Origin of the sequence: Streptomyces inusitatus, from assembly GCF_014651115.1 — a bacterium.
In the GTDB taxonomy this organism is placed as follows: Bacteria; Actinomycetota; Actinomycetes; order Streptomycetales; family Streptomycetaceae; genus Streptomyces; species Streptomyces amakusaensis.
The window spans coordinates 483059-508014 of record NZ_BMWG01000002.1 but is presented as its reverse complement, the minus strand read 5'-3'; the positions used below and the strand labels follow the sequence as shown (position 1 = coordinate 508014).

At 72.1% G+C, this 24956-nt stretch carries 25 protein-coding genes and 1 pseudogene; 12 read left to right on the top strand and 14 right to left on the bottom strand.

The window, feature by feature from the left end; all coding sequences use genetic code 11:
• Window positions 1-4: 4 nt before the first annotated feature.
• From IE247_RS06155 to IE247_RS06140, 4 genes are all read right to left on the bottom strand, one after another.
• Window positions 5-661, bottom strand: coding sequence for a LuxR C-terminal-related transcriptional regulator (locus IE247_RS06155; protein WP_190121844.1), 657 nt, complete (start codon window positions 659-661; stop codon window positions 5-7).
• The gene (locus tag IE247_RS06150) at window positions 646-1923 is read right to left on the bottom strand and encodes a sensor histidine kinase (protein ID WP_373305510.1); all 1278 of its coding nucleotides are present in this window, start codon (window positions 1921-1923) and stop codon (window positions 646-648) included. Before IE247_RS06150 ends, IE247_RS06155 begins: the two co-directional genes overlap by 16 nt.
• A gap of 106 nt (window positions 1924-2029) precedes the next feature.
• Window positions 2030-3019 carry an NAD-dependent epimerase/dehydratase family protein gene (locus tag IE247_RS06145; protein ID WP_190121842.1) on the bottom strand — a complete coding sequence of 330 codons (990 nt, stop codon included), beginning with the start codon at window positions 3017-3019 and terminating at the stop codon, window positions 2030-2032.
• A gap of 85 nt (window positions 3020-3104) precedes the next feature.
• The gene (locus IE247_RS06140; RefSeq protein ID WP_190121841.1) at window positions 3105-6443 is read right to left on the bottom strand and encodes an AfsR/SARP family transcriptional regulator; all 3339 of its coding nucleotides are present in this window, start codon (window positions 6441-6443) and stop codon (window positions 3105-3107) included.
• 133 nt (window positions 6444-6576) lie between these two features.
• On the opposite strand from IE247_RS06140, the gene IE247_RS06135 reads away from it, so the two are divergent.
• Window positions 6577-7338: an SDR family oxidoreductase gene (locus IE247_RS06135; RefSeq protein ID WP_190121840.1), complete on the top strand. Its 762-nt coding sequence runs from the start codon at window positions 6577-6579 to the stop codon at window positions 7336-7338.
• Between the two features lie 32 nt (window positions 7339-7370).
• Window positions 7371-7835, top strand: a complete 465-nt coding sequence (locus tag IE247_RS06130) for a nitroreductase family deazaflavin-dependent oxidoreductase (RefSeq protein ID WP_190121839.1) — start codon at window positions 7371-7373, stop codon at window positions 7833-7835.
• 29 nt (window positions 7836-7864) lie between these two features.
• Here IE247_RS06130 and IE247_RS06125 read toward each other — a convergent pair whose 3' ends face one another.
• Window positions 7865-9253, bottom strand: a complete 1389-nt coding sequence (locus IE247_RS06125; protein WP_229868711.1) for an NsdA family TPR-like regulatory protein — start codon at window positions 9251-9253, stop codon at window positions 7865-7867.
• Between the two features lie 245 nt (window positions 9254-9498).
• Here IE247_RS06125 and IE247_RS06120 point away from each other — a divergent pair, with 245 nt between their 5' ends.
• The 4 genes and pseudogenes from IE247_RS06120 (at window position 9499) to IE247_RS06105 (ending at window position 13489) form a co-directional block, all read left to right on the top strand.
• Window positions 9499-11262: an asparagine synthetase B family protein gene (locus IE247_RS06120; RefSeq protein WP_190121837.1), complete on the top strand. Its 1764-nt coding sequence runs from the start codon at window positions 9499-9501 to the stop codon at window positions 11260-11262.
• 274 nt (window positions 11263-11536) lie between these two features.
• Window positions 11537-12850, top strand: a complete 1314-nt coding sequence (locus IE247_RS06115) for a UDP-glucose dehydrogenase family protein (RefSeq protein WP_190121836.1) — start codon at window positions 11537-11539, stop codon at window positions 12848-12850.
• A 46-nt stretch (window positions 12851-12896) separates the two neighbouring features.
• Window positions 12897-13061: pseudogene (locus tag IE247_RS06110) on the top strand (signal peptidase I); the annotation flags it as partial.
• Window positions 13062-13156: 95 nt separating this feature from the next.
• A complete protein-coding gene (locus IE247_RS06105) occupies window positions 13157-13489 on the top strand; it encodes a DUF1330 domain-containing protein (RefSeq protein ID WP_190121835.1) in 333 nt (110 codons plus the stop codon).
• A 55-nt stretch (window positions 13490-13544) separates the two neighbouring features.
• On the opposite strand, the gene IE247_RS06100 is transcribed toward IE247_RS06105, so the two are convergent.
• Genes IE247_RS06100 through IE247_RS06095 form a run of 3 tightly spaced genes read right to left on the bottom strand, consistent with a single transcriptional unit; the run spans window position 13545 to window position 15863 of the window.
• Window positions 13545-14102, bottom strand: a complete 558-nt coding sequence (locus IE247_RS06100; protein WP_229868709.1) for a methyltransferase domain-containing protein — start codon at window positions 14100-14102, stop codon at window positions 13545-13547.
• Window positions 14051-14344, bottom strand: a complete 294-nt coding sequence (locus tag IE247_RS34165) for a hypothetical protein (RefSeq protein WP_229868707.1) — start codon at window positions 14342-14344, stop codon at window positions 14051-14053. The genes IE247_RS06100 and IE247_RS34165 overlap by 52 nt, the downstream gene beginning before the upstream one ends.
• Window positions 14345-14393: 49 nt before the next feature.
• Window positions 14394-15863, bottom strand: coding sequence for an amidase (locus IE247_RS06095; protein WP_190121834.1), 1470 nt, complete (start codon window positions 15861-15863; stop codon window positions 14394-14396).
• Window positions 15864-15992: 129 nt separating this feature from the next.
• On the opposite strand from IE247_RS06095, the gene IE247_RS06090 reads away from it, so the two are divergent.
• Together IE247_RS06090 and IE247_RS06085 are read left to right on the top strand one after the other, a co-directional pair.
• The gene (locus IE247_RS06090) at window positions 15993-16862 is read left to right on the top strand and encodes a helix-turn-helix transcriptional regulator (RefSeq protein ID WP_190121833.1); all 870 of its coding nucleotides are present in this window, start codon (window positions 15993-15995) and stop codon (window positions 16860-16862) included.
• A 71-nt stretch (window positions 16863-16933) separates the two neighbouring features.
• On the top strand, window positions 16934-18019 hold the full coding sequence (locus IE247_RS06085; protein ID WP_190121832.1) for an SDR family oxidoreductase: 1086 nt from the start codon (window positions 16934-16936) through the stop codon (window positions 18017-18019).
• 78 nt (window positions 18020-18097) lie between these two features.
• Here the strand turns inward: IE247_RS06085 and IE247_RS06080 are convergent, their stop codons facing one another.
• The 5 genes from IE247_RS06080 to IE247_RS06060 all read right to left on the bottom strand — a co-directional run bounded on the left by IE247_RS06080 (window position 18098) and on the right by IE247_RS06060 (window position 20853).
• Window positions 18098-18661: a hypothetical protein gene (locus IE247_RS06080; protein ID WP_190121831.1), complete on the bottom strand. Its 564-nt coding sequence runs from the start codon at window positions 18659-18661 to the stop codon at window positions 18098-18100.
• Window positions 18662-18734: 73 nt separating this feature from the next.
• A complete protein-coding gene (locus tag IE247_RS06075) occupies window positions 18735-18956 on the bottom strand; it encodes a DUF397 domain-containing protein (RefSeq protein ID WP_229868706.1) in 222 nt (73 codons plus the stop codon).
• Window positions 18946-19713 (bottom strand): methyltransferase domain-containing protein, encoded by a 768-nt coding sequence (locus tag IE247_RS06070; protein ID WP_190121829.1) that lies wholly within the window; start codon window positions 19711-19713, stop codon window positions 18946-18948. Before IE247_RS06070 ends, IE247_RS06075 begins: the two co-directional genes overlap by 11 nt.
• A gap of 109 nt (window positions 19714-19822) precedes the next feature.
• Window positions 19823-20020: a DUF397 domain-containing protein gene (locus IE247_RS06065; protein WP_229868704.1), complete on the bottom strand. Its 198-nt coding sequence runs from the start codon at window positions 20018-20020 to the stop codon at window positions 19823-19825.
• An 11-nt stretch (window positions 20021-20031) separates the two neighbouring features.
• Window positions 20032-20853 (bottom strand): helix-turn-helix domain-containing protein, encoded by an 822-nt coding sequence (locus IE247_RS06060; protein WP_190121827.1) that lies wholly within the window; start codon window positions 20851-20853, stop codon window positions 20032-20034.
• Window positions 20854-20957: 104 nt separating this feature from the next.
• Between IE247_RS06060 and IE247_RS06055 the strand changes: the two genes are divergently transcribed.
• The 4 genes from IE247_RS06055 (at window position 20958) to IE247_RS06040 (ending at window position 23728) form a co-directional block, all read left to right on the top strand.
• A complete protein-coding gene (locus tag IE247_RS06055) occupies window positions 20958-21176 on the top strand; it encodes a hypothetical protein (RefSeq protein WP_190121826.1) in 219 nt (72 codons plus the stop codon).
• Window positions 21176-21475: a hypothetical protein gene (locus IE247_RS06050; protein ID WP_190121825.1), complete on the top strand. Its 300-nt coding sequence runs from the start codon at window positions 21176-21178 to the stop codon at window positions 21473-21475. The genes IE247_RS06055 and IE247_RS06050 overlap by 1 nt, the downstream gene beginning before the upstream one ends.
• 119 nt (window positions 21476-21594) lie before the next feature.
• Window positions 21595-22227, top strand: a complete 633-nt coding sequence (locus tag IE247_RS06045) for a hypothetical protein (protein ID WP_229868701.1) — start codon at window positions 21595-21597, stop codon at window positions 22225-22227.
• Between the two features lie 58 nt (window positions 22228-22285).
• Entirely contained in the window at window positions 22286-23728 is a 1443-nt protein-coding gene (locus IE247_RS06040; RefSeq protein ID WP_190121824.1) for a PepSY-associated TM helix domain-containing protein, read from the top strand.
• A gap of 53 nt (window positions 23729-23781) precedes the next feature.
• On the opposite strand, the gene IE247_RS06035 is transcribed toward IE247_RS06040, so the two are convergent.
• On the bottom strand, window positions 23782-24399 hold the full coding sequence (locus tag IE247_RS06035) for a winged helix-turn-helix domain-containing protein (protein WP_190121823.1): 618 nt from the start codon (window positions 24397-24399) through the stop codon (window positions 23782-23784).
• Window positions 24400-24956 lie beyond the last annotated feature (557 nt).

Here is a 24956-nt window from a genome sequence, read left to right as displayed (position 1 = left end):
GCCGTCAGGCGGCAGCCCCCCGGTCGAGATACGCGAGCACCGCCAGCACCCGGCGGTTGTCGTCGTCGGAGACCGGCAGCCCCAGCTTGGCGAAGATGTTCGAGGTGTGCTTGGCCACCGCCCGCTCGGTCACCGTCATGCGCTCGGCGATCGCCGCGTTGGAGCGGCCCTGCGCCATCAGCTCGATGACCTCCAGCTCACGCGGCGTCAGCCCGCCCATCGGCTCGTCCCGCGCCCGCCGGGAGAGCAACTGCGAGATCACCTCCGGATCCATCGCCGTACCGCCCCGGGCCACCTGCCGCACCGCGCCGATGAACTGGTCCGCGTCGAAGACCCGGTCCTTGAGGAGATAGCCGACCCCGCCCCGCCGGTCGGCCAGCAGCTCACGCGCGTACAACTGCTCCACATGCTGGGAGAGGACCAGCACCGGCATCCCGGGCCTGGCCCGCCGCGCGGCCAGCGCGCACTGGAGGCCCTCGTCGGTGTGGGACGGCGGCAGCCGCACGTCCACGACGGCCACATCGGGCTCCAGCTCCGCGAGCGCCCTGGTGAGTTCGGGGCCGCTCTCCACGGCGGCGACGACGTCGAAGTCGTACGCCTCCAGCATCCGCACCAGACCGTCCCGGAGCAGAAACAGGTCTTCGGCTAGAACAACTCGCAAGGGATCTCCATGCTGACCATGGTGGGGCCGCCCTCGGGCGAGCTGACGGCCAGGACGCCGTCGAATGTACCGAGCCTGCGTTCGATCCCCGCGAGCCCGGTCCCCGCGAGACCGCTTCCCGCGCGGGAGCCCGCGACCGCCCCGCCCCGGCCGTCGTCGGCGACCGTGATCCGCAGCGAGCCGCCCGTGTGCGAGAGATCCACCCGGATCAGGTCGGCGTCCGCGTGCTTGACCGCGTTGGCGAGCGCCTCGCTGACCGCGAAGTACGCCGCCGACTCCACCGGGGCCTCCGCCCGCCCCGACAGCTCCACCGTCACCTCGGCGTCCACCGGCAGCCGCAGCGCCAGCGCCCGGACCGCGTCCCCCAGCCCGCGTTCGGCCAGCACCGGCGGATGGATCCCCCGCACCAGGTCCCGCAGCTCGGTCAGCGCCTCGGCCGAGGACTCGCGCGCCCTGGCGATGAGCTCCCTGGCCCGCGCCGGGTCCTTCTCGATGAGCGCCTCCACCGTCCCCAGATGCATGCCCATCGCCACCAGCCGGGCCTGCGCCCCGTCGTGCAGATCCCGTTCGATCCGGCGCAGCTCGGCCGCCGAGGTGTCCAGGGCGTCGTGCCTGCTCTCGGTGAGCCGCTCGATGCGCTCCTCCAACCGGCCCTCGCGGTCGGGCTGGAGCACCGCGCCGGTCAGCCGGAAGTGGGCGCGCACCAGCGCCGGGTTCACCTTGACCGCGAGCGCGAGGAGCGCGAGCCCCAGCAGCCCGGCGAGCCCCGCCGTACCCCGTCCGCCGACCGGGACGAAGAGGAACCAGTAGGGATCCTCGGCGGCGACGACCGGGCTCCACAGCCCGGCGGCGAGCAGCACCCCGAAAAGGCCCTGCACGATCAGCCAGGGCGCGAGGAGCGCGAGCGCCGCCCCGGCGCTCATGTCCACCAGCAGCCACTGGAGATCGCGCCAGGTCGCCGGGTCCCTCAGCATCAGCGAGCAGCGCCCGGCGAGCCCGGCCGCACCGGGCGGGAGCGGCCGGTGCCCCGCCGTGATCCGGCGGCCCGACCACTGGGCGGCCAGCAGCCGCCGCCGCGCGGCGTGCGCCCGCACCAGCCGCAGCACCGGCGGGGTGGTGAAGAGGCCCACCCCGATCGGTATCAGCGCGACGGAGACCACCGCCAGTACGAGGAGGACGACCGATCCGATCAGCCCCAGCAGCGCCAGCGCGAACCCCCGCCCGGCCGCCACCACCGCCTCTCGTATGTTCGTCATATTCATGGACGTGTCCCCCCGGGTGTACGTGGTCAGGGCCCCAGTCTGTCCCGCCCGCCCCGCGCGGTCACTGGGCCCCGCCACCGGCCCGGGGGTGTACCCAGCAACACCCCTACAACCCCAGCACCTTCGCCTCCAGCTCGGGAGCGAGCCCCACCGCCCGGCGCGGCGGCCGGCCGCCCGAGCGGTCCGCGCTCAGCATCCACTCCCAGGTGTCGGCGACCGTCTCCCGGACCGGCCGGCACCGCAGCCCCGCCGCCAGCGCCTTGCCGACGCTCACCCGGTAGACCGCGTTGTACAGCTCGGTCTCAGTGCGCGGCACCCACACCGGGAGCTGTGTCCACGGCTCTATCCCGGCCTCGACGATCGCCTCCGGCTCCGTCCACCGCAGCTCCGCCGAGGAGCCGGTGACCTCGGCACAGACCGTCAGCAGCTCCTCCATCGTGGTGTGTCCGGGCTCGCCCACCAGGTTGTACGGGCCGCTGCGCCCGGCCTCGGCGGCGGACAGCGTCCACTCGGCGAGATCCCGGATGTCGATGTACTGGAGCGCGTTGTCCCGAGGGCCCGGCGCGAGCACCGGACCGCCCCGCCGGATCCTCCGCAGCCACCACGGCAGCCGGTCGATGTTCTCCCACGGCCCCAGCAGCAGCCCGGCCCGCACCAGCAGCGACCGCTCCTCGCCGAATGCCTCCGTCACGGCCAGCTCGCCGCCGCGCTTCGCCTCCGCGTACGGGACGTCCTCCGCGTCCGCCGAGGACTCCACCACGGGGGCGCTCTCGTCGAAGCCGACGGCCGGCGGCCACGCGTAGACCGAACAGCTCGACACATACGTGTAGTGCCCGACTCTTCCGGCCAGCAGCCGCGCCGAGTCCCGCACCACCCGGGGCGCGGCGGCCCAGGTGTCGACCACCGCGTCCCACTCGCCGTCCCGCAGCGCCTCCAGCCCGTCCGCCCGCGTCCGGTCGCCCACCAGCCCCCGCGTCCCCGCCGGGCCCTCCCGACGCCCCCGGTTGAACAGCGTCACCTCCCATCCGCGCCCCACCGCCGCCTCCGCGACGGCCCGTCCCGCGAACTCCGTACCACCCAGCACCAGAAGTCTCATGCCCCGACTCTTCCCCCGCCGCCGCACCCGCACCACCCCTCTCTGCCCACAGAAGAATCGGCGCGGCGGCACACTCCCGCTCCCGTCACGGCGGCGTCACGTCCCGCGCGAAGGCGGCGGCGAAGCCGGGCTCCCCCAGGGCCGTCCGGACGGCGGCCGTGACGCGGTCGACGTCGCCGCGTTCGGCGGGCGGCAGCGAGGCCCGTACGGCGGTACGGGCGCGGGCGGCGGTGCCGAGGAGCCCGGCGGCGAGTTCGGGGCGGCCGCCCAGGTGGTGCGCGCCGGCCAGGCCCTCCAGGGCGAGGGCGACGGCCCGGGGGTCCCCGGTGGCGCGGGCGGCGGCCAGGCCCTCGGTGTGGAGTCGCAGGGCGGTGCCGTGCTCGCCCCGGAGTTCGGCGATGAAGCCGAGTTCGGCGAGGATGAGGGCGGTGCCGTTCTCGGCCTCGAAGAGACGGTTCCACTCCAGCCAGGTGCGCAGGGCGGACTCCGCCTCCGTGAGCCGCCCCTGACGCCGGGCCCCGAGCGCGAGTCCGAGTTCCGCGAACTCCTGGGCGCGGTGGTCGGCGTGGAGCACGGCGAGCCGCCGGCCGTGGTGGTGCAGTTCCTCGGCCCGCGCGTGGTCGCCCTCCAGAAGGGCGATCCGGCCCAGTTCGGACCAGCGGACGGACGCCTCGGCCCACAGGCCGAGATTCTCGGCGATCCGCAGCCCGCTCCGGTGCTCGGCCTCGGCGGACCGGTAGTCGCCCTCGATCTCCGCGAGCCTGCCCAGCACTCCGAGGGCCTGCAACCGGCCCCACTCGTCGCCGAGCTCGCGGAAGAGGCCGAGGCTCGCACCGGCGTCGGCCCGGGAGCCCGCCAGATCACCGAGCACATAGCGCTGCACGCCCCGCACGCTCAGGGCCGCCGCGATGCTCCAGCGGTCGCCGCGCGCCCGGGCGTCCGCCAGGGTCCGGCGCACCAGCTCCTCGCCGACCTCCATGGACCCCAGCAACGTCGTGGCGTAACCGAGGAACCAGCCCGGGCCGCCGCCGCTCCCGCCCGTGTCACCGGCGCGGGCCATGTCCTCGTACAGCCGCAGCGGCACCCGGCTCACCCGCCCGGAGCCCAGCGGGTCGCCCGACAGCAGGGTCATCCCCGCGTGCCAGGCCGCCACCCGCGCGCGGTCGTCGCCGGGCCCGTCCTCCCCGGGCCCGCCCCCGCCGGACCCGTCCGCGCCGACGGTCAGCGCCGTGGCCATGGAGCGTCTCGCCTCCGTGAGCCGCCCCCGCAGAAACCAGTACCAGGCCAGGGCGCGGACCAGACGCCGGGCGAGCACGCCGTCCGCCGTGGCGACGGCGGTGTCGAGGGCGGCGCGCATATTGCCCGCCTCGGCGTCGAGACGGCGCAGAAAGAGCTGCTGATCGCCGCCGCGCAGCCGGCTCCCGGCCTGTTCCGCCAGCTCGGTGTAGTGGTGGAGATGGGCGCGGCGCAGCCGGTCGTACTCGCTCTCGCTCTCGCTCCCGGTCTCGGGTCTGTGCGCCCGCAGCTTCTCCACGCAGTACGCCGCCACCGACTCCAGCAGCCGATAGCGCGGCCCCGGCCCTTCGGGGCCGTCGGCCCCGCCCCGCGAGCCGTGGGCGACGACGACCAGCGACCGGTCCACCAGCCGGGCCAGCAGGTCCAGGACCTCGCCGGGCTTCACCCCGTCCCCGGAGCAGAGCGCCTCGGCGGCCTCCAGGGTGCAGCCGTCGGAGTGGACGGCCAGTCGGCGCAGCACCGTGCGCTCGGCGGCGGTCAGCAGCTCCCAGCTCCAGTCGATCACCGCCCGCAGGGTCCGCTGCCGCTCCGGCGCGTCCCGCCGTCCGCTCGTCAGCAGCCCGAACCGGTCGTCGAGCCGCTCGGCGAGCGCGGCCACGCCCAGGGCGCGCAGCCGGCTGGCCGCCAGCTCGACGGCGAGCGGGATGCCGTCCATGCGGCGGCAGATGGCGGCGACCGCCTCGGCGTCGCCCTCGGACAGGGTGAAGCCGGGCGACGCGGCGGCGGCCCTCGCCACGAAGAGCCGGACCGCGCTCGACCGCGCCACGTCCGAGGGCGCGGCCCCCGGCTCCGGCACGTCCAGCGGCGGGACCGTCCACAGCTGTTCGCCCGAGATGGCCAGCGGCTCACGGCTGGTGGCCAGCAGCCGCACCCCCGGCGCGGCCCGCAGCAGCAGCCGCGCCAGCGCGGCGACCGCCTCGATCACATGCTCGCAGTTGTCCAGTACGAGGAGGAGCCGCCGGTCCTGCAGGGCGTCGGCCAGCCGGTCCGCCAGCGGGTGCGGGCTGCCGGCCGCCGACGGCGGCAGCGAGCCGGGCCGGGCGTCGTCCCGGATGCCGAGCGCGACGGCCGCCACCTCCGCCAGTTCGTCCACCACGGCCCCCGAGGCCCCGGCCGAGCGCGGCACCCCGGAGAGTTCCACCAGCCGTACCCCGTCCGGGAAGAGCGCCCCGGCCGCCCCGCCCGTCTCCCCGCCCGCCACCTCCAGCGCGAGCCGGGTCTTCCCGACCCCGCCGGGCCCGGTCAGCGTCACCAGCCGCCGCCCCGCGAGCAGCTCCCGCACCTCGGCCACCGACCGCGACCGCCCGATCAGCCCGGAGACCGGGGCGGGCAGCTCCGGCGCGGACGGTCTCGCCCGTGGAGCCCGTACCCCCACCGGGGTCCGGGGGGTACGGGAGGTCCGGCCGAGGATCTCCCGCTGGAGCGCGGCCAGTTCGGGCCCCGGCTCCAGCCCCAGCTCCTCGGCGAACAGCCTGCGCACCTCCCGGTAGACCTCCAGCGCCTCGCTCGCCCTCCCGCTCCCGTACAGCGCCCGCATATGGGCCGCGCGCAGCCGCTCCCGCAAGGGGTGGCGCTCTGCCAGCTCCCCGAGTTCACCGGCCAGCGGCCCGTGCTCCCCGAGCTGAAGCCGTGCCTCGGCCTGCTCCTCCCGTACGAGAAGCCGCTGCTCCTCCAGCCGCGCCGCCGCCGCCCGGGCGAACGGCTCGTCCGCGAACCCGGCGAACGCGGGTCCCCGCCACCGCCCGAGCGCCTCGGCGAACCCGGCCGCCCGCTCCCCGGGATCGACGGCCCTCCGGGCCCGGCCCGCCAGCTCCAGGAACCGCCCCGCGTCCACCGCACCGCCCTCCACCCGCAGCCGGTACCCCGGCGGGCGGTGCACCACCATCCCGTCCCCTCCGGCCGCCGCCAGCGCCTTCCGCAGCCGGGACACCAGCGTCTGGAGCGCCCCGGCCCGCCGCACGGGCGGCGTCCCGCCCCAGATGTCCTCGGCCAGCCGGTCCACCGGCACGACCTGCCCCGGCGTGACCAGCAGCGCGGCCAGCAGAACGCGCACCTTCGCCTCGGGGACCGCCGCGAGTTCGCCGTCCGCCGTCCACACGGCCAGTGGTCCCAGTACCCCGAAGCGCATCGGTTCAGCGTACGGCCGGCGCCCGGCCGACAGCGGCCGACAGCGACCGACAGCGGATCGCGGGCGAATCGAAAGCGCCCTCCCGCAGAGTCGTTCCAGCAGCCGGCGCCAACCCACTCCCCAAGGAGCCACCATGAGCAGGTTCACCGGCCGGAGGGCCGTCGTCACCGGCGGCACCCACGGCATGGGCCTCGCGATCGTCAAGGCCCTGCTCGCCGAAGGGGCCGAGGTCGTCCTCACGGGCCGCGGCGAGAAGACCCTCGAAGAGGCCCGTACGGAACTCAGGGGCGAGGCGGCCCACGTCGTACGCTCCGACGCCGCCAGCATGGCCGACATCGCGGCCCTCACCGACTTCGCGCAGGAGAAGCTCGGCCGCGTCGACCATCTCTTCCTCAACCACGGCATCGCGGAGTTCGCCGAACTCTCCGAGGTCACCGAGGCGTCCTGGGACCGCCACTTCGCCGTCAACACCAAAGGGGCCTTCTTCACCGTCCAGGCCCTGTCCCCGCTCCTGGAGAACGGCGGGTCGATCGTCTTCACCACGGTCGCCAACGACCTCGTCTTCCCCGGACTCAGCGCCTACTCCGCCTCGAAGGAGGCCACCCGCGCCTTCGCCCACGTCCTCGCGGCCGAGTTCCTCCCCCGGAAGATCCGCGTGAACTCCGTCGCCCCCGGCTTCATCAGGACACCCACGATGGGATCGGCCGGTCTGACGGACGAGGAACGCGCCGACTTCGAGCGCCAGGGCGACGAGACCACCCCCCTCCAGCGCATCGGCACCCCGGAGGAAGTGGCCGCCGCCGCCCTCTTCCTCGCCTCCGACGCCACCTTCACCACCAACGTCGAACTCCCCGTCGACGGCGGCTTCGCCCAAGGCCTCGCCGCCGCCCACTGAGCCCGCGCCCCTCCCAGACCCAGGAGCCCTTCATGTCAGCCCAGGACCACCACCCGGTCATCGACAGCCCCGACCCCTCCGTCGCCGAGCACGTACGCCGCTACATCGCCACCGACGGCGCCAGCGGCCACATGGAAGCCGGCATGACCAACCTCATCCTCACCCACCGCGGCCGCAAAACCGGCCGCAGCTACCGCACCGGCCTCTTCTACGGCGAGGACTCCGGCCGCTACATCCTCGTCGCCTCCGGCGGCCCCATCACCCACACCCACCCCCAGTGGTACCTCAACCTCACCGCCCACCCCGAGGTCCGCGTCCAAATCCTCGCCGACCACTTCACCGCCCACGCCCACACCGCCGAGGGCCCCGAACGCGACCGCCTCTGGCAGCTCATGACCACCCTCGCCCCCGTCTACCACTCCTACGAGGCCAAGACCCGGCGCACCATCCCGGTGGTCATCCTCGACCCGGTAAGGCCCGGACCGACGGCCTCCTGAACGGCCCGGCCCTGCCCTACGGGCGCTCGTCACACCGCGATCCCGAGTTCCCGGCGGGTGCGGTGCAGGAAGTCGCGGACGGCGGGCTCGCGCCGCCAGGGGCCGAGGGCCGTGTTGAACTCACGGACATAGTCCTTGGCCCGGGAGGACTGGACGCGGGCCAGGATGTCGACGGACCGGTTGCCGAGTTCCAGGCCGTGGTCGAGATCGCGCGACTGGAGATGGGCGGTCGCCACGATCGCCAGCCGCATCCCGACGGAGCGTGTGAAAACACCGGGCGGCATCGCGGCCGCCCGCTGGTTCCAGGCCAGGGCAGCCTTCGGGTTCTTCAGGTCGCGGAAGACCTCGGCGGCGTCGGCGGAGAGCCGCGCATGGTGATAGAAGTCGATCCAGGCCGGCTCCGGGCCGCTTGCGGCGTCCGCCCGGCCGAGGAGATCTTCGGAGGCCGCCAGGGACCGGCCGGCGGCCTTCGCGTCCCGCTCACGGGCATGCGCACGAGCCTCGATCAGTTTGGTGAAGGCCAATACCCTCGGAGCCGTCCGGCCCTTGGCCCGCTCGAAGGCGCCCTGGGCCATGTCGACGGCCTCGGAGGAGAACCCTCGTAGCAGCGACTGCATAGCCATCGTGGTCAGCACATAACAGCCCAGTTGGACATCTCCGCCCGCCCGGGCGAGGCGGAGGGCCTGGATGAAATGCCGTTGGGCGACATCGTGCTGGCCGGTGTCGAACGCGGTCCATCCGGCCAGCCGCGACAGTTCGGAGGCCACGGAGAACAGTTCGCGGCCGACCGTGTCGGTGAAGGAGCCCCGCAGCAGCGGTGCGGCCCTCTCCTGAAGACAGACCGTGACGGAGTCGGCCTTCCAGTTCCCGCCGCCGTATTTGGAGTCCCAGCGCCGGGCGTCCTCGGCCGCGTCCCGCAGTTCGTCCAGGTCGCTTCGGCCCACCCGCTTGCCCCCCGTGTGGTCGGCGGCCTCGTCGACGGGGGTGACCAGCCAGCGGGTCACGGGAGTGGTGAACGCGGACACGGCGAAGCCGGATCCGGTCAGGAAGTCCCGGCGGTTCACGAAACTCCAGAATGACGTGGCCACCCGGACCGCGTCACCACGGTCCCGGGGGAAATCCAACCCCGCATCCGCGTCCGGTGTCCGCGCGTCTCCCATTCCGATGTCGGCGAGTGCCAGAGGCTGTCCGAGCCGTTCTGCGATCGCCTGTGCGAGGAACGTGGGCACCGGCCATCTGGGGATCATGCCCCGACGGCACCAGTTCGCGATGGAGGTGTGTGAGTAGTCCGCTTCGACCCCGGCCTGCCGGGCGAGCTGGTTGACCCGCAGGGCCAGAGATTTGTGGCTCGCTCCGCAGGTCTCGATGAGACGGACCAGGTCCAGGTTGGGCGGACGCTTCCGACGGCTGGCCGACATCATCCGAACCCCTCTTCCACCAGGGCGCGGAGAGCCGCACGCTCCCCGCGTCTTCAGCCACCGAGGGTATTGCCCCGCAGCTCCGGGCGAACCCGGTTCGTGAGTTGTGAGCCCCCCTGCGAGCCCTGCCCGGCAGCGGTCGTCAACCAGTCTGATGGAGGCACAGGCCGTCGCCGGGACGCCGACAGGCACCAGGTAACAGCTACCGCCAAGGCTCCACGACTTCACGCTCGGGGGTGAACCAGATGTGCGGAATCGCAGGACTGGCCGGAGGCGACGCCGTCCGGCACCGGAAGACCGTCGCGGCGATGGGGGCATCGCAGCACTACCGGGGTCCGAACGGCACCCTGCACCTCACCGGCCGGGACGGGCGGGCGGTGCTGGCGATGAACACCCTGCTGATCGTCGACCCCCGGGCCATGCCCGGCCCCTACCTGGACCAGGAGACGGGGCTGCTGCTGGCCTTCAACGGCGAGATCTACAACTGGCGCTCCCAGGCGGCGGCCTGGGGCATCGAGGTCGGCGAGCGTGAGTCGGACGCCCACTTCGTGCTGCGGGCCTGGGCCAGGATCGGCCCGTCCTGCCTCGACGGGCTGGACGGCATGTTCGCTCTGGCGGTCTATGACCCGCGCCTCGCCACGCTTTTCCTCGCCCGGGACCGGCTCGGGGAGAAGCCGCTGTACTGGCGTCTGGACGGCGGCCGGCTCGCGTTCGCCTCCGAGGTGACCACGCTGACCGGCTACGGGCCCGCTCCGCTGGTCCTGCGGCCGGAGGTCACGGCGATCGAGACCCCGGCCGGGGTGGACACCCCGTTCCAGGGCATTCAGCTACTTGCGCCCGCGACGCTGCTGTCCTTCGATGTCGCCACCGGGTCGATCGATCAGATGGCCTGGTGGCACTTGGAGAACCGGGAACCGTTCACCGGCCCCTACGCCGAGGCCCTGGCGGAGTACTCCACGATCCTGGCCGAGCAGATCCCGTTGCGAGCGCCGTCCTGCGATTTCGCCCTCCTCCTCTCCGGCGGGCTGGACTCGGCGGTGCTCGCCCACCTGATGCGGCCCCCGGTCTGCGTCACCGTCCGCTACCCGGGACAGGACCGTCTGGACGAGTCCGCGGCCGCTGCCACGATCGCCCGGGACATCAAGGCCGAGCTGGTCGTGGTCGAGCCGGACCAGACCGATTTCACCACCGCTCTTCCGCACATGGCGCGCCTGGACTACCCGATGGGCAACGCGTCCACCTTCTCCGAGTACATGGCCTACCGGAAGATCTCCGACCTCGGTCTCCGTGTTGTGATCGGCGGGCTCGGCCCGGACGAGTTCCTGATGGGATACGTCCGTCAGGCTCTGGTCCTCTTCGGCCCCGATGCCGTCCTGGACGCGGGTCTGGAGGCCTACCGGCCGCTGGCCGCCAAACTCCTGCACAGCGTGGACGCTCCCCTCGAACCGGCCGAGACGGCCGCCCGGCTGATCCTGCGCGGCCCTGATCCCGACGGCCGTGTCCGTGACCTGGTCGCGGACGCGATGGCCCGCGCGGGCGGGGACCTGGCCCGCGGACTGACCCTGGCGGATCTGGCGACGGCCTGGCGACCGCTGGTGATGACCAGCGACAAGCTCGCCTCCGCCTACGCGCTCGAACGCCGTTCGCCCTACCTGGCCCGGGACCTGGTCGAGTTCTCCTACCGGCTCCCCGTCGAGTACAAGATCACTGACCCGGCCCAGGGCAAACGGATCCTCCGGGACGCCGCCAGGGCTCTCGGCCTGCCTCGGGAGATCTGGGCGAGCCGGGACAAGCTGGGCTTCGCTTCCCCCGTCCCCGGCTGGCTCAACGGCCGGCTCGCGGCCTGGACGGACGACCGGATCGCTACGGCTCTCACCGACGCCCCGGCCGCCTTCCATCCCCTCCTCGAAGGGGGCCTCACCCGTGGCGGGCGGTTCGACCGCACCCGTATGCAGGCCCTCATGGCAGCAGCCTGGTTCTCGGACCAGGCAGTCCGGGCCGCCGCGTGATCCACGGACGTCCCACCGACGTGCCGGAACGCACCCCGACACCACCGAGGCCCAGGAGCCGGCCACCGCCCGTGGCGCTGTCGCGATCATCGCCAACCATCAGGGCCGACTTCTCCTCGCGCCCGGACGCCTCGACGCTCTCACGATCCCGCCATTCATCCGGGACGGAATCACCGCCTCCCGGCCGCCAGGCCCTCCTGACCAGCCTCTCGCCCCGGGCGGGGCACGGGTGGGGCCGTAAGCCGGCGGCCCCACCCGAAGGGACACCCCGTTCATGAAGATGACCGTCATCGGTTGCGGTTACCTCGGAGCCACCCACGCCGCCTGCATGGCCGAACTCGGCCACGAGGTCCTCGGCATGGACCTGGACACCGACAAGGTCCGCACCCTCAATACCGGCAAGGCCCCGTTCTTCGAGCGGGACCTGGACGACCTCCTCGCCCGGCACACCGCGTCGGGCCGGCTGAGGTTCACCGACTCCTGCCAGGAGGTCGCCGACTTCGCCGACCTGCACTTCATCGGCGTCGGAACCCCGCAGCGGCCCGGCACCGACGCCTACGATCTCAGCCATCTGTTCGACGCTGTCACCACGCTGGCCCCTGGCTTGAACCGCCCTGCGGTTGTCGCGGTCAAGTCGACCGTCCCCGTCGGCACCGCCCCTCGCGTCGCCGAACTCCTCCACGGCATCGCCCCGGCCGGGGATCTCATCGAGGTCGCCTGGAACCCAGAGTTCCTCCGCGAGTCGTCCGCCGTCGAGGACACCCTCCGCCCCGACCGGCTCGTCCTCGGTTTCCAGACCGAGCACTCCTGGGCCGAGGCCCTGCTGCGGCAGGCATTCGCCAAGATCATCGAATTGGGGACGCCGACGATCGTCACCGACTGGGCCACCGCCGAACTCGCCAAGGGCGCCGCCAACTCCTTCCTCGCCACCAAGATCTCCTTCATCAACGCGATGGCCGAGATCTGTGAGAAGTCCGGCGCGAACGTCGCCGAACTCGCCGACATCCTCGGCCATGACATCCGCATCGGCCACCACGGCATGCGCCCGGGCCTCGGCTTCGGCGGCGGCTGCCTGCCCAAGGACCTCCGCGGCTTCATCACCCGCGCCGACGGGCTCGGTGCCGTCGATGCCGTCGAGATCCTCCGTGCGGCCGACACGGTCAACATCCGCCGTCGTCAGCGCGTCGTCGACCTCGTCGGTGAGGAACTCGGCCCTGACCTGCGGGGCAAGCGGATCACCATCTGGGGTGCCGCCTTCAAACCCGAGACCGACGACATTCGCGACTCACCCGCCCTCGCCGTCGCCCAGACTCTTCACAGCCTCGGCGCGAATATCACCGTCACCGATCCCAAGGCGCTCGACAACGCCCGCAAACTCCACCCCGAGCTGAACCACGCCGATGACCCGATCGCCGCGGTCCAAGGCTGTGACCTCCTGATCCACCTCACCGAGTGGCCCCAGTTCACCCACATCGCCCCCGAAGGGCTCGTCCCCCGCACCCCCAAGGTCATCGACGCCCGGGGCACCCTCGACGCCGGCCAGTGGTGTGCGGCCGGCTGGACGATCCGCGCCCTCGGACGCCGCTGAACCCGGCGGACTGCCAGGCTCAGCCCGGCTGCTGGCTTCCGAAGCCATGATCGACAGCGTGTACACAGGCAACGCGGGCAACGACGCGGCACTCGAACGGGGTTGGCTGCTGGGCCACTTCAAGGACGCGTCCGATCCCCGGCACAGCGAGGCCGTGGAGATCAAATGGGGCGTCCACCCGCAGGGTGACGAGCGGGCCCAGTGGGTGAGGTGAGTGATGAGGCTGATTCCGGCGGGTGGGGCGGGAGTGGTCAGTAGTCTCAGTGGGACAACAGTGCACGCCGGTCCAGCGGAACGGGGAATCTGATGCCTGCTTACGTCATCGTCAACGTCGATGTGCTCGACCAGGAGGCCGGTCTGGCCTACGCGACGGCGGCCCGGAGCACCGTTCTCGATCATGGCGGCCGTTACCTGGTCGCGGGTCCCACCCCTGAGCCCGTCGAAGGCACCTGGGAATCCTCCCGGTTCGTGCTGCTGGAGTTTCCCGACATGGACCGGATACGGGAGTGGTACGACTCCCCGGAGTACCGGCGGGCCCGGAAGATACGGGAGGGGAAGATCCGGCTGGGGATCCTGTTCGCGGAGGGTTCGCCGCCCGAGGGCTTCCCCCTGTCCGAACTGGAGACGGTGGAGGGGTAGCGGGGCCGCCGGTGTCGGGCGGTCAGCCGTCCCGGCCCGCCCAGGCCCGTCCCGTTTACGCTTTGCGCGCGGTCAGTTGGAACAGCCGGGCGGTGTGCATGTAGGGCGGGCGCGCGGTGGTGGCGAGTTCCAGCCGTTCGAGGTCGGCGTAGAAGGCCGGGTCGTGCTTCAGGGCGTCGTCGGTGATGTAGTCGCAGAAGCTGCGGATGCCGTAGTGCCGTACGTCCTGACAGCCGAGGCCGTGCAGTACGGGGATGATCTCCTCGGCGGTGTGAAGGGTCAGCGTTGAGTCGAACATCCGGGTCCGGGCCCGGTCGGTGTCGAGCGCGGCCAGTGCGGCGGCGGGGTCCATCTCGCGGACGGCGGTGTTCAGGGCCGCCGAATGCCGGTTGATCGCCATCAGGGAGAACAGCCCGCCGGGCTTCAGCGGGGCGAGGGCCGTGGCGAGAGTGCTCGGTACGTCGTCCAGGTACTGGAGGAGGTTGTGGCACAGCACCACATCGAACCCTCCCTCGGTGAGGTCGGCCGGCAGGGCGGTCACATCGGCCCGTACGCAGGCGATCAGCTCCGCCAGGCCGCCCGCCGATGCCCGCTCGGTCGCGGCGGCGAGCATGGCGGGGGAGTGGTCGACGATGGTGACGTGGTGTCCCGGGCGGCGAGGCGGACGGCGTCGCCGCCGTCCCCGCCGGCGAGGTCGAGCACGCGCAGGGGCCGCCCCTCACCCGGGGCGTCCAGATCGCGGACCAGGTTCGCTTCGGCGACCGCGTAGCGCAGCCGGCCCCAGGGGGCGTCCTGCCACTCCCGCCAGGCGGTCGGCACGGAGTCGGGCTTCTCAGGAGCTTCGGACTCGGACATCCGGCGACGATATCCGGCCGGTCGACGGGATGGCCGAACGGGCCCGTCCCTACTCCGGTGCCGGTGCCGGTGCCTGGAAGCCGCCGATCTCCCGCTCAAGCAGCTCGGCCAGCTGCAGCGGGGTGCGGTCCTCGAACATCGGACCGATGAGCTGCACTCCCACCGGGAGCCCCTCGGGGGACCGGCCCGCCGGTACGGCGGTGGCGGGCAGGCCGGGCATGGTGGCCACACCGGCCCAGACGAGCTGGTCGAGATAGGGGTACTCGACGCCGTCGACGGAGATCCGGCGTTCCAGCAGATCGGGTTCGTGGTCGTGCGGGAACGCGGGAGTGGGCGAGACGGGACACACCACGGCGTCGAACTCGGCGAAGAGCCGCCGCCAGCCGTGGCGGTGGAGCTCGCGACGGCTGTTCGCCTCGATCCAGTCGCGATGGCTGAGCACCATCCCGCGCAGCCGCGCCGCGCCGAGGCTCCGGTCGTCGGCGCTCAGCCCGGCGGCGCGGGTCCGCAGCAGCTCGTACGCGTCGTCGGGAACACCCGCGAGGGAGCCCGAGAACAGCAACTGGGTGTAGAGCACCGCGGCCTCGGTCAGGTCGGGCAGCAGCGGAGTGTGCCGCTCGACGCGGGCGCCGCCGTCGGCGAGCGCGGCGGCCACCCGGGCCACGCCCGCCCGCACAGCGGCCCCGGTCGGAATCAGCGGATGGTCGTCGAGGATCAGGACCCGGTGGTCGCGGAGCCGCTCGTGGCGTGCGGGCGGCAGCGCCAAGGTGTGTGCGACGCCGTACGTCAGCGGGTCCGGTCCGGCCATGACGTCGAGCAGGAGTGTGAGGTCGCGGGCGGAGCGCGCCATCGGACCGACGACGGCGAGGTCGAGGTCGGTCGGCAGTGCGGGCGCGGGCGCGGTCGGCGGGACCATGCCGCGCGCAGCCGCCAGTCCGAGTGTCGGCTTGTGGGCGTGGACCCCGCAGAAATGTGCGGGGGTGCGCAGCGAGCCGCCGATGTCGGAGCCGATGGACAGCGCGCCGAACCCGGACGCCAGGGCCGCCGCCGACCCGCCGGAGGAGCCGCCCGGCGTGCGGCCGTGGTCCCACGGATTGTTGGTGGTGCCGTATATCTCGTTGAAGCTCTGGATGTCCCGCAGCCCCAGGGGCACATTGGTCTTGCCGAGCACCACCGCGCCCGCGCCCTTCAGCCGCGACACCTGCAACGCGTCCTCGCCCGGCAGCCGGTCCCGGTGCGGCGGCATGCCCCAGGTCGTGGGCAGCCGGGCGATGTCGTACGACTCCTTGACCGTCACCGGAACGCCGAGCAGCGGCCGGTCCTCACCCCGGGCGCGCGCCCGGTCGGCCTCGCGCGCGGCGGCCCGCGCGCGGTCGAAGTCCGGCACACAGATCGCGTTGACCGCCCCGTCGTACCGCTCGATCCGGCCGATCGCCGCCTCGGTCAGCTCCGCCGAGGACACCTCGCCGGAGCGTAAGGCGGCCATGACTATCTCCGCCGTCTGAAAACTCCATTCCATGAATCCGGACCGTACAGACCTCCCGGAGAAGCACCGGTCTCTTCTCCCCGAACCCGGGGGCGCAGCCAAACCCTGACAGGGACACCCGGAGCCGGTCGATCGCGGCGTCGCCGGACGTAGGCTCGCCGTATGAACGCGAACGACCTGGGGGATTTCCTCTGCGCTCGGCGCGCCGGGATCGCCCCGGACAGTGTCGGCATCGTCACCGGGAACACGGGCCGCCGGGTGCCGGGGCTGCGGCGGGACGAGGTGGCCCGGCTCGCGGGGGTGAGTGTCGCGTACTACACCCGGCTGGAGCAGGGGCAGGACCAGAACGCCTCGGACTCCGTTCTCGACGGTCTCGCCCGCGCCCTGCGCCTGGACGGCACCGAGCGGGTCCACCTCCACGACCTGGCGAGGGCCGCCGCCTCCCGCCGGACCCGCCGCGAAACGGAATCCGGGACGGATCCCGAGACACCGCATCCGCGCGCCCTCGCCCTCCTCGACGCGCTGCCGCACCTCCCGGCCGTCCTGCTGGGCCGCCGCAGCGACGTCCTGGCGTGGAACAGGCTCGGGCACGCGCTGCTCGCGGGACACCTGGACTTCGCGGCGCCCGCCGACCCCGGGCGACGCCCGTCGACATCAGAGATGATCTTCCTCGATCCGCGCGTGCGGGAAGCGGAAGCGGAGTGGGAGACCCACGCCAGGACCCATGTCGGCTACCTCCGGCTGGTCCGCGGACGCCACCCGGACGACCGGGAACTCGCCGCCCTCGTGGACCGCCTCCAGGCGGACAGCCCGGAGTTCGCGGAGCTGTGGGCGAGCGGCCATGTACGCGACTGCACCTTCGGCACCCGCCGGCTGCGCCATCCCGCGGTGGGGGAGATCACCGTCACCTATCAGGTGTGGCTCCAGCCGGACAGCGACAGCCGCCTTGAGGTCTTCACCGCGGCGCCCGGCACGGCGTCCGCCGACGCCCTCGGCCTCCTCGACACGCTCACACCCCCCGCCGCGCGATAAGCGGCACAGCCCTCACATCCGTGCGGACGGCCCCTTCGGCATGCCCGCACACCATTAACAAAGGAGTACAAATGGGTACGAAGCAACTCGCCCTCGTCGTCGGCGGAACCGGCATAGCGGGCCGTGCCCTGTGCCGCGAACTCGCCGAACAGGGCCGCCGCGTCGTGAGCCTGTCGCGAAGCGCCCCAGCAGCCCCAGCGGCCCCGCCTGCCGGTGTCGAGACGGTACGCGCCGATCTCACGGATCCGGAGTCCGTGGCCGCCGCACTGGCCGGACTGGCCCCCACGCACATCTTCTTCACCGCCTGGAGCCGACGGCCGACCGAGGCCGAGAACATCGCCGTCAACTCGGCGATGGTGCGCCATGTCCTGGACGCCACCGGCCGCTCCGGCCGGCTGCGCCATGTCGCGCTGGTGACCGGGATCAAGCACTACCTGGGCCCGTTCGAGGCGTACGCCGCCGGAACGACGCGCGAGACCCCCTTCCGCGAGAACGAGCCGCGCTTGCCGGTCCCGAACTTCTACTACGCCCAGGAGGACGAACTGTGGGAGGCCGCCGAGCGGCACCGCTTCACCTGGAGCGTCCACCGCTCCCACACGATCATCGGGCACGCCGTCGGCAACGCCATGAACATGGGCATGACCCTCGCCGTCCAGGCCGCCCTGTCCCGCACGGAGGGCCGTCCCTTCGTCTTCCCCGGCAACGAGGTCCAGTGGAACGGCATCACCGACATGACCGACGCGGGCCTCCTCGCCCGCCAGATGATCTGGGCCGCCACCACCGACGGCCTGCCCAGCCAGGCGTACAACACCGCCAACGGCGACGTCTTCCGCTGGCGCTGGATGTGGCCCCGCATCGCCGAACTGCTGAAGGCCGACCCCGAGGGGTACGCCGAGCGCCCCCGCCCCCTCGAACACCAGATGTCCGGCCGGGCGGACGCCTGGCGCGCGCTCGCCGCCCGGGAGAACCTGGCCGAGCCGGACCTCACCCGCGTCGCCTCCTGGTGGCACACGGACGCCGACCTCAACCGCCCCGTCGAGTGCTTCACCGACCTGACCCGCGGCAGGGCCGCCGGGTTCACCGGCCACGTCGACACACTGTCCTCGTTCGCCGCCCTCTTCGACACCCTGCGCCGGGAACGCGTCATCCCTGCCTGACCCGCCCCGCCCGGAAAGCCGCGAGGTCCCGGACCGCCACCGGTCCGGGACCTCACACCATCCGCTCCCGCCCTCAGGTCAGGGACAGGTGACGTTGAAGGTGAACTCGTGGGTGCCTTCCACCCCACTGCCCCAGTTGCCGAGGACGTCCTTCATCTGAACGCCGTAGTAGGACCACAGCTTCCAGGCGCCCTCCTGACAGGGGTAGGAGCTTCCGTTGCTCGCCGCACTGTTCTTGCCGGAAGCTCCGGGGAAGAGAGCGTCCTTGGTCTTGGTGCCGTCCGGGAAGGTGATCTCGTACGAACTGGGCTCCCAGATGCGGCAGCCGTTCGGCGGGTCCGCCCAGCCGATGAACTGCCACCAGCCGCACTCGGTCCACAGCGTCGGGTAGATACCGCCGGATCCGCTGTCGTAGAGACACAGCCAGCTCTTCATCCGGCGGTTTTCAGCGCCGTTGTAGTTGACCCACTCTCCACCGCAATGCGGCTCGCCGACCGTACGCACGGCCGCGGGGGCACTGGTCGGCGCGGAGGCCGCCGCCGCCGTCGTGGCGGTGGGGAAGAGGAGCGCGGCCAGGGAGACAAGGACTGCGGTGGCGCCCAGATACAGCCGATGGGCGGTCCGCTGACGAGGATTGTTCACGGTGGAATGATGAGCGCCGGTCGAGCCCCCGCCGCCGGTCGGTACGGCGATTCACTCGAACGGCGCTTTCCCGCTAAGGATGTTCGCCGAATACGGATACGACGCTGCCGCGAGCGAACGCGACAAGCCCCGCGAAGGCGGCCGGAGAGAGCGTCAGGATCGGCCCGGTGGGGCGCTTGCTGTCGCGTACGGGGACGGTGCCGGTGGCGCTGAGATCGACGGCGACCTCCAGGCAGTCGCCGCCGTTGTTGCTGTACGAGGACTTGATCCAGCGGTGGTGAGTCTCAGTGGTCACGGGGTGCCCTTTCGTCAAGGTCCGCCACAAGAAGCCGGTAGCCGACGTCCAGCGTTTCGCGGTCGAGCAGTTCGGCATGCCGGTCGTGCCAAATACCGGAGGCCAGATCGCCGGCCAGTCGGGCCAGACCCGGGCGGACAACCTCCTCGCCGGTTTGGGCGAGCATCGAGATACCCGCCCGCACTTCCGGATCGAGGTACGCCTCGGGCCGACGCCAGAAGGCCGCGCCGAATCCATCGGTGCAGTCGTACGGGATCGGCACCTCCTCGACGCGCGTGCCGCCTCCCAGCAGCGCGGTCAGCCGGTCGATCGGAACGGAGTGCGCGTCGACGTACTCGGCCACCTCCGGCAGATACTCGTCCAGCAGCCAGAACCTCCGGAACACGGCCTGGTCCCAGGTGAAGACCACGACCCGCCGCCTGCCGATCCGCAGCAGTTCCCCGACACCGGCCTCCAGATCCGTCCAGTGGTGCACGGTCAGCACGGCCATCGCCGCGTCGGCCGAGTCGTCGGCCACCGGGATCGATTCCGCGGACGCCCGAAGGGCCCGCGCCGCTCCGGCCGGACGCTGGGCGATCATCACCGCACTGGGCTCAACCGCCAGCACGGTCTGCGGCGGTTCGTAGGAGCCGGCACCGGCACCGACATTGATGACGCTCCCGGCATCGCCGAGCGCCGCGTAGATCCTGGCCGCGATCCTGAGGTCGGGCCGTCGCGTGTGCTGGTAGGTCGCACCGATGCGGTCATACGTCGTCACGACGGGAGTATGCCCCCGCCGCCCGCCACCTACCGTCGCTGATGAGCCATCTCCGACACGACCGAGCCCCCGCGATGTGCGAGGGCTCGGGGGAGCGGTGCGGGGGCGATCAGATGTCGCTGCTGCGGGCGAGCGCGACGAGCCCCGCGAAGGCGCTGGGGGAGACCAGGAGGGTCGGCCCGGTGGGGCGCTTGCTGTCCCGGACCGGGACAGTGCCAGTGGCGCTGAGATTGACGGCGACCTCCACGCAGTTGCCGCCGTTGCTGCTGTATGAGGACTTGAACCAGCGGGGGGATTCGGTCGTCACGGTGTGCCCTTTCATACCTGGTGAATCATGTCCACGGACGCTGTCTGCGACAGGGATTCAGCTTGTAACTGATGGTAGGCCGACAGGGCGGACAGGACGAACGTGGGTTCACGGTCCAAGTGCCCCTGAACCTGGGACTCCGCGTACGCGACCATGGACCTGTCCGGCAGCGTCAGCAGGTTGATCGGCAGGTTGAACGAGCGCCGTTCGCCTATGTTGTACGGGGCGATCTGGAGCATGGTGTTCGGTAGTGCGGTGAACTCCATGAGGCGCTGAAGCTGTTCCTTCATGACCTCAGCGCCGCCGACTGGGCGGCGGATGCAGCTCTCATCCATCACCACGAGCATCGTCGGAGGCCGGGCCCGCACCAGCGTTGCCTGCCGGTCTGCCAGAACCGAGACACGCTCAGCGGCCTGTTCGGGGGTGATGGTGCCCCGGCGTACGTCACCTTCCGCCAGCGCGCGGGCATACGCGGGTGTCTGAAGCAAACCGGGAATGATCCCGATCTCAAACAGCCTGATTTCCACTGCGTGGGCTTCAAGTCCCAGGTACTCCGGGAAGCCCTCCAGCATCGTGCCGAGCCGGAGTTCGCGCCATGCGCGTTCGAACGTGTCTACTGTTCCCGCTGTCTTGAACGCCGCGTCAGCGCTGCGTGAAAAACGCAAAGTCGGCATCTTGCGACCAGTTTCGACGGCCGAGATGTGCCCACTGGAGAACCCCATGAGGGCGGAAAGGTCGTCTTGCTTCCAATTGTGAGCCTGGCGTGATTTGCGTAGACGTGCACCGAACGCTGCCTGCGGGGAACTGTCGGGGTTCAACTCTTTTTCATTCAACAGGTATCACCGACTTATCTGGCGTAGCTGCCACGTTGATCGGGTCTCGACTCTAGTCCACGCTGAACCTCCCGGTAGTCGATTCGCTACGGAGAGGAGTTTTCATGCCCGGACTCGGGATCGGCACCCTGGCCTACGACATCCGCATCAGGCGGGTGGGAGTCGTCATGGAGGAGTGCGGTACGCATTACGCGCTCCGCCCCCCGCACGGCGGCCGTGAATGGGACGCACCGGCGGACGACGTCCGCCCAGCCACCGACGCCGACCGGATCTCCTCCGCGTTGGCGGAGGCCAATGAGATCAGCAGGCGGGGGCGGCTCTGATGCCCGCTCGGCCGAGCCGTACGAAAGAGGAGAAGGCGGCGGCGCGGGAACGCGTCATCGCCGACCGGAACACCGTCATAGACCGCTACACCCGGGGCGACTCCCTGAAAGCCATCGCCCGGACATATGACGTGCACGCCCCGTGGCTCGCGGCCCGCCTCACCCGGTGGGGCGTCCGGGTCCGTGCCCACAACGAGCCCGCGACCTCCCACACCCACGTACACAGGGACGACCGCACCGGGGCGGTGACGGCGATCCGCTGCCCGGACCCCCGCTGCGGGCGGCGGCGGAGGTTGTAGAGGGGCCGGCTCGGGGCCGTGACCAGCCCAAGCGGGTGGTGGACCGCCGTGGGGCGGCGAAGACAGTGCCGCCGCCCCCCTGCCGCTCCCACCCCCCGGGATGGCAACATGTCCCCACCATGACAGATGCCCGGTCGCCCCTGCGCGCGCTGCGCGCCGCGCTCTTCACGGCGATCTGCGTATCGCTGGCCGCGATGGGCCACGCCTTCGCGTCCGGTCATGACATCCCGCTCCCGGCCCTTCTCGGGGCTCTCCCCGTCACCGCCGCAGCGGGGTGGCTCGCCGCCGCGCGTCGCCGGGGGGCGGTCTCGATCGGGCTGGGGCTGCTCGCGGGGCAGGGGGCGCTGCACCTCTACTTCGCCGGGACGCAGATGCACGGCCCGCCGCCCGGCGGCGGTGGGCATCACGCCGGGGCCGCCGTGCAGGCGGCGCTGCCGGACCCGGGGCTCCTCGGGCAGTCGACGATCACGATGGTGGTCGCGCACCTCGCGGCCGCAGCCGTCTGCGGTCTCTGGCTGGCGAGGGGCGAGAAGGCGTTCCTGCGGCTCGCCGAAGCCGTCGCGGCCTTCGCCTTCGCTCCGCTGCGGCTGCTGCTCGCCGTCGTGGCGCTGCCGTCCGCCCCGGCCGTACCGCTCCGCGAGCGGCCCGCGAACACCCGCAGCCGCGATCTTCTCCTCGGGCACAGCCTGGTGCGGCGCGGCCCGCCGGGCTTCGACGTCCCCCGCGCCACGGCCCCCGAAGCAGCCGCCTGACAGTGCCTGACCTGGGGGTCTTCCCCCATGCCAGTTTCACTGACTCCCCAGGATCACCATGGCCATTGACGCGCCCGCAGAGGGCCGCACCGAGACCGAGCAGCAGGACGCCGCCGCGAGCGGCTCCGCCTCCGTCTGGAGCGCCCTGCGCCCCCTCGCCCTCCGTATCCACTTCTACGCCGGTCTGCTGGTCGGCCCCCTGCTGCTGATCGCCGCCGCGAGCGGTCTGCTGTACGCGCTCTCCTTCCAGGCCGAGAAGATCGTCTACCGGCATGAGCTCCAGGTCCCGGTGGGCGACCGCGCCCTGCCGCTCTCCGAGCAGGTGAAGGCCGCGAAGGAGGCCCGCCCCGACGGCACGGTGACGGCCGTGTGGCCCGGCGCGGAGGACGACGCGAGCACCCGCGTCCTCATGAGTTCGCCGAAGGTCGAGGAGGGCAAGTCCCTCGCCGTCTTCGTCGACCCGTACACCGCCGAGATACGCGGCTCGCTCCCCTCCTACGGCAGCTCCGGCGCGCTCCCGCTGCGGACCTGGCTGGACGAGCTGCACCGGGATCTGCACCTCGGTGACCTCGGCCGCAACTACAGCGAGATCGCCGCGAGCTGGCTCTGGGTCGTCGCCCTCGGCGGACTGCTGCTCTGGCTGGGCCGCAAGCGCCGCGACAAGCGCGCGCTGCTGCTGCCCGAGCGCGGTGCCAAGGGCCGCCGCAAGACGCTCTCCTGGCACGGCACGGTCGGCCTGTGGGCCGTGGTCGGCCTGGTGCTGCTCTCCGCCACCGGACTGACCTGGTCCCGGTACGCGGGGGAGAACATCGGCAAGGTGCAGGACCAGCTCGGCGGGGCCAGCCCCGCGATCTCCGCGACGATCGAGGGCGGCTCGGGAGACGGCGGCGGACACGAGGGCCACGAGGGCCACGGCGGCGGCGACGCGGCCGCCCACCGGGGCGCGGACGTCGGCATCGACCACGCGCTGGAGTCGGCGCGCGCGTCCGGGATCCGGGGCGACAAGCTGGCGATCACGCTGCCCTCGGAGGGCACCGGCTATGTGATCAAGGAGACGGACGCCACCTACCCCCTCCACCTCGACTCGGTCGCCGTGGACCCGGCGAGCGGCACGGTCATCGACCGGCTCCAGTTCTCCGACTATCCGCTGCTCGCCAAGCTCACCCGGGTCGGCATCGACGCGCACATGGGCGTCTTCCTGGGCCTCGCCAACCAGCTCGCGCTGGCCGTCGTCGCGCTCGCGCTCATTCTGCTCATCGTGTGGGGCTACCGCATGTGGTGGCTGCGCAGGCCCACCAAGGCGCGGACCTTCACCGGCGGCCGTCCGATACCGCGCGGAGCCTGGCGCAGGGTCCCGGCGACGGTCCTGCTCCCGCTCGCGGCGGCCACCGTGTTCATCGGCTGGTTCATACCGCTGCTGGGCGTGACCCTGCTGGTGTTCCTGGCGTTCGACCTCGCCCTCGGCGCGCTCGCGAAGTTCCGCGCGGCCCGAAGCCAGTAGTCACGTCACGGGAGGTACGGTCCGGTCCCCCGGGCGGGGGACCGGACCGGCGCTCACGGGGTGTACTTGTAGCCGACCCGCCGCACGGTCTGGATCGTGTGGCGGTGCTCGGCCCCCAGCTTGCGGCGGAGCCGGGCCACATGGACGTCGACGGTGCGTCCGTCGCCCACATGCCCGTAACCCCAGACCGTCGTCACGAGCTGGTCCCGGGTGTGCACCCGGTGCGGGTGCGCCACCAGGTGCGCCAGCAGCTCGAATTCGAGATAGGTGAGATCGAGGGGCTGGTCGTTGACCACCGCGACCCGCTCCACCATGTCGATCCGCACCGGCCCGGCCGAGCCGTCCGAACCGTCGGAGTCGGCGGGCGCGGGCTGCGCGGCGGCGGCCGGGTGCTGGTCGGCCGGGACCAGTACGAGATAGCCGACCATCGGCGGCCGGCCCGGCAGCCCGGGAACGCTGTGCTGCGGCACCGGCAGCCAGGTCGCCCCCGGCGGCAGGAACTCGGCGACATCGACCAGGCTGCCCTGCGGGACCACCTCGTCGCGGTCTATGGCCCGCAAGCGGTGGCGGGCGGGGTTCAGCGCCCCCGCGTGGACGGCGGCGGTCGCGGCGGTGGCGGCGGAGGCCGCGCTGCCGGCGGAAATCGAGGAGAGGGGGCGGTAGTTCGCCATGAGAGGTCAGCTCTCTTTCAACGCGGAGGAGTCGTCAAGTCGGTAGGACGGACGTACGTCGTGCGCGCTGGCCGAAGGCCGGAGGATCGGCTTTAGAGGGCCTGCGCGTTCACCGCGCTGCAACACTCCCGATCGAAGTCATGGTGCTGCCGAGACGGCCAGAACGGCTCAAGGTCGTGGCGACCTGTCGCGATACTCTCCATGCTGGCCATGGGCTCATTGAAGCAGATGAACACTGTGCGAACGAGGGTCACTCTCACTTACCGAGACGCCGATCTCGTCACACTCGCGCCCAGTTGTGGCCCGCCGGGAGCGGGAATCGGCGTCCGTGCGACAACTGCCCCGCTCAGCCCATGCATCGCTCGCGTCAATCCGGCGGAAACACGATCTTCACCCTTCTCCATCCGTGGATCGCCGTCCCAACAGATGGACAGGGCGCCTTCATGGCACGACCGAGGGGGCGTGCGCCCGCGCCCGCGGGGCCCCCCCCCCGGGCGGGGGGGGGGGGGGCCCCGGCCGGCCGCTCCCCGCCCGCGGGGGCGGGGGGCCCCCCCACA

Excerpts from the sequence above, each read along its gene's own strand:
- IE247_RS06150 (WP_373305510.1), bottom strand. The coding sequence starts at position 1,923 with ATGAATATGACGAACATACGAGAGGCGGTGGTGGCGGCCGGGCGGGGG.
- IE247_RS06145 (WP_190121842.1), bottom strand. The coding sequence starts at position 3,019 with ATGAGACTTCTGGTGCTGGGTGGTACGGAGTTCGCGGGACGGGCCGTC.
- IE247_RS06140 (WP_190121841.1), bottom strand. The coding sequence starts at position 6,443 with ATGCGCTTCGGGGTACTGGGACCACTGGCCGTGTGGACGGCGGACGGC.
- IE247_RS06135 (WP_190121840.1), top strand. The coding sequence starts at position 6,577 with ATGAGCAGGTTCACCGGCCGGAGGGCCGTCGTCACCGGCGGCACCCAC.
- IE247_RS06130 (WP_190121839.1), top strand. The coding sequence starts at position 7,371 with ATGTCAGCCCAGGACCACCACCCGGTCATCGACAGCCCCGACCCCTCC.
- IE247_RS06125 (WP_229868711.1), bottom strand. The coding sequence starts at position 9,253 with ATGTCGGCCAGCCGTCGGAAGCGTCCGCCCAACCTGGACCTGGTCCGT.
- IE247_RS06120 (WP_190121837.1), top strand. The coding sequence starts at position 9,499 with ATGTGCGGAATCGCAGGACTGGCCGGAGGCGACGCCGTCCGGCACCGG.
- IE247_RS06115 (WP_190121836.1), top strand. The coding sequence starts at position 11,537 with ATGAAGATGACCGTCATCGGTTGCGGTTACCTCGGAGCCACCCACGCC.
- IE247_RS06105 (WP_190121835.1), top strand. The coding sequence starts at position 13,157 with ATGCCTGCTTACGTCATCGTCAACGTCGATGTGCTCGACCAGGAGGCC.
- IE247_RS06100 (WP_229868709.1), bottom strand. The coding sequence starts at position 14,102 with ATGCTCGCCGCCGCGACCGAGCGGGCATCGGCGGGCGGCCTGGCGGAG.
- IE247_RS34165 (WP_229868707.1), bottom strand. The coding sequence starts at position 14,344 with ATGTCCGAGTCCGAAGCTCCTGAGAAGCCCGACTCCGTGCCGACCGCC.
- IE247_RS06095 (WP_190121834.1), bottom strand. The coding sequence starts at position 15,863 with ATGGAATGGAGTTTTCAGACGGCGGAGATAGTCATGGCCGCCTTACGC.
- IE247_RS06090 (WP_190121833.1), top strand. The coding sequence starts at position 15,993 with ATGAACGCGAACGACCTGGGGGATTTCCTCTGCGCTCGGCGCGCCGGG.
- IE247_RS06085 (WP_190121832.1), top strand. The coding sequence starts at position 16,934 with ATGGGTACGAAGCAACTCGCCCTCGTCGTCGGCGGAACCGGCATAGCG.
- IE247_RS06055 (WP_190121826.1), top strand. The coding sequence starts at position 20,958 with ATGCCCGGACTCGGGATCGGCACCCTGGCCTACGACATCCGCATCAGG.
- IE247_RS06050 (WP_190121825.1), top strand. The coding sequence starts at position 21,176 with ATGCCCGCTCGGCCGAGCCGTACGAAAGAGGAGAAGGCGGCGGCGCGG.
- IE247_RS06045 (WP_229868701.1), top strand. The coding sequence starts at position 21,595 with ATGACAGATGCCCGGTCGCCCCTGCGCGCGCTGCGCGCCGCGCTCTTC.
- IE247_RS06040 (WP_190121824.1), top strand. The coding sequence starts at position 22,286 with ATGGCCATTGACGCGCCCGCAGAGGGCCGCACCGAGACCGAGCAGCAG.
- IE247_RS06035 (WP_190121823.1), bottom strand. The coding sequence starts at position 24,399 with ATGGCGAACTACCGCCCCCTCTCCTCGATTTCCGCCGGCAGCGCGGCC.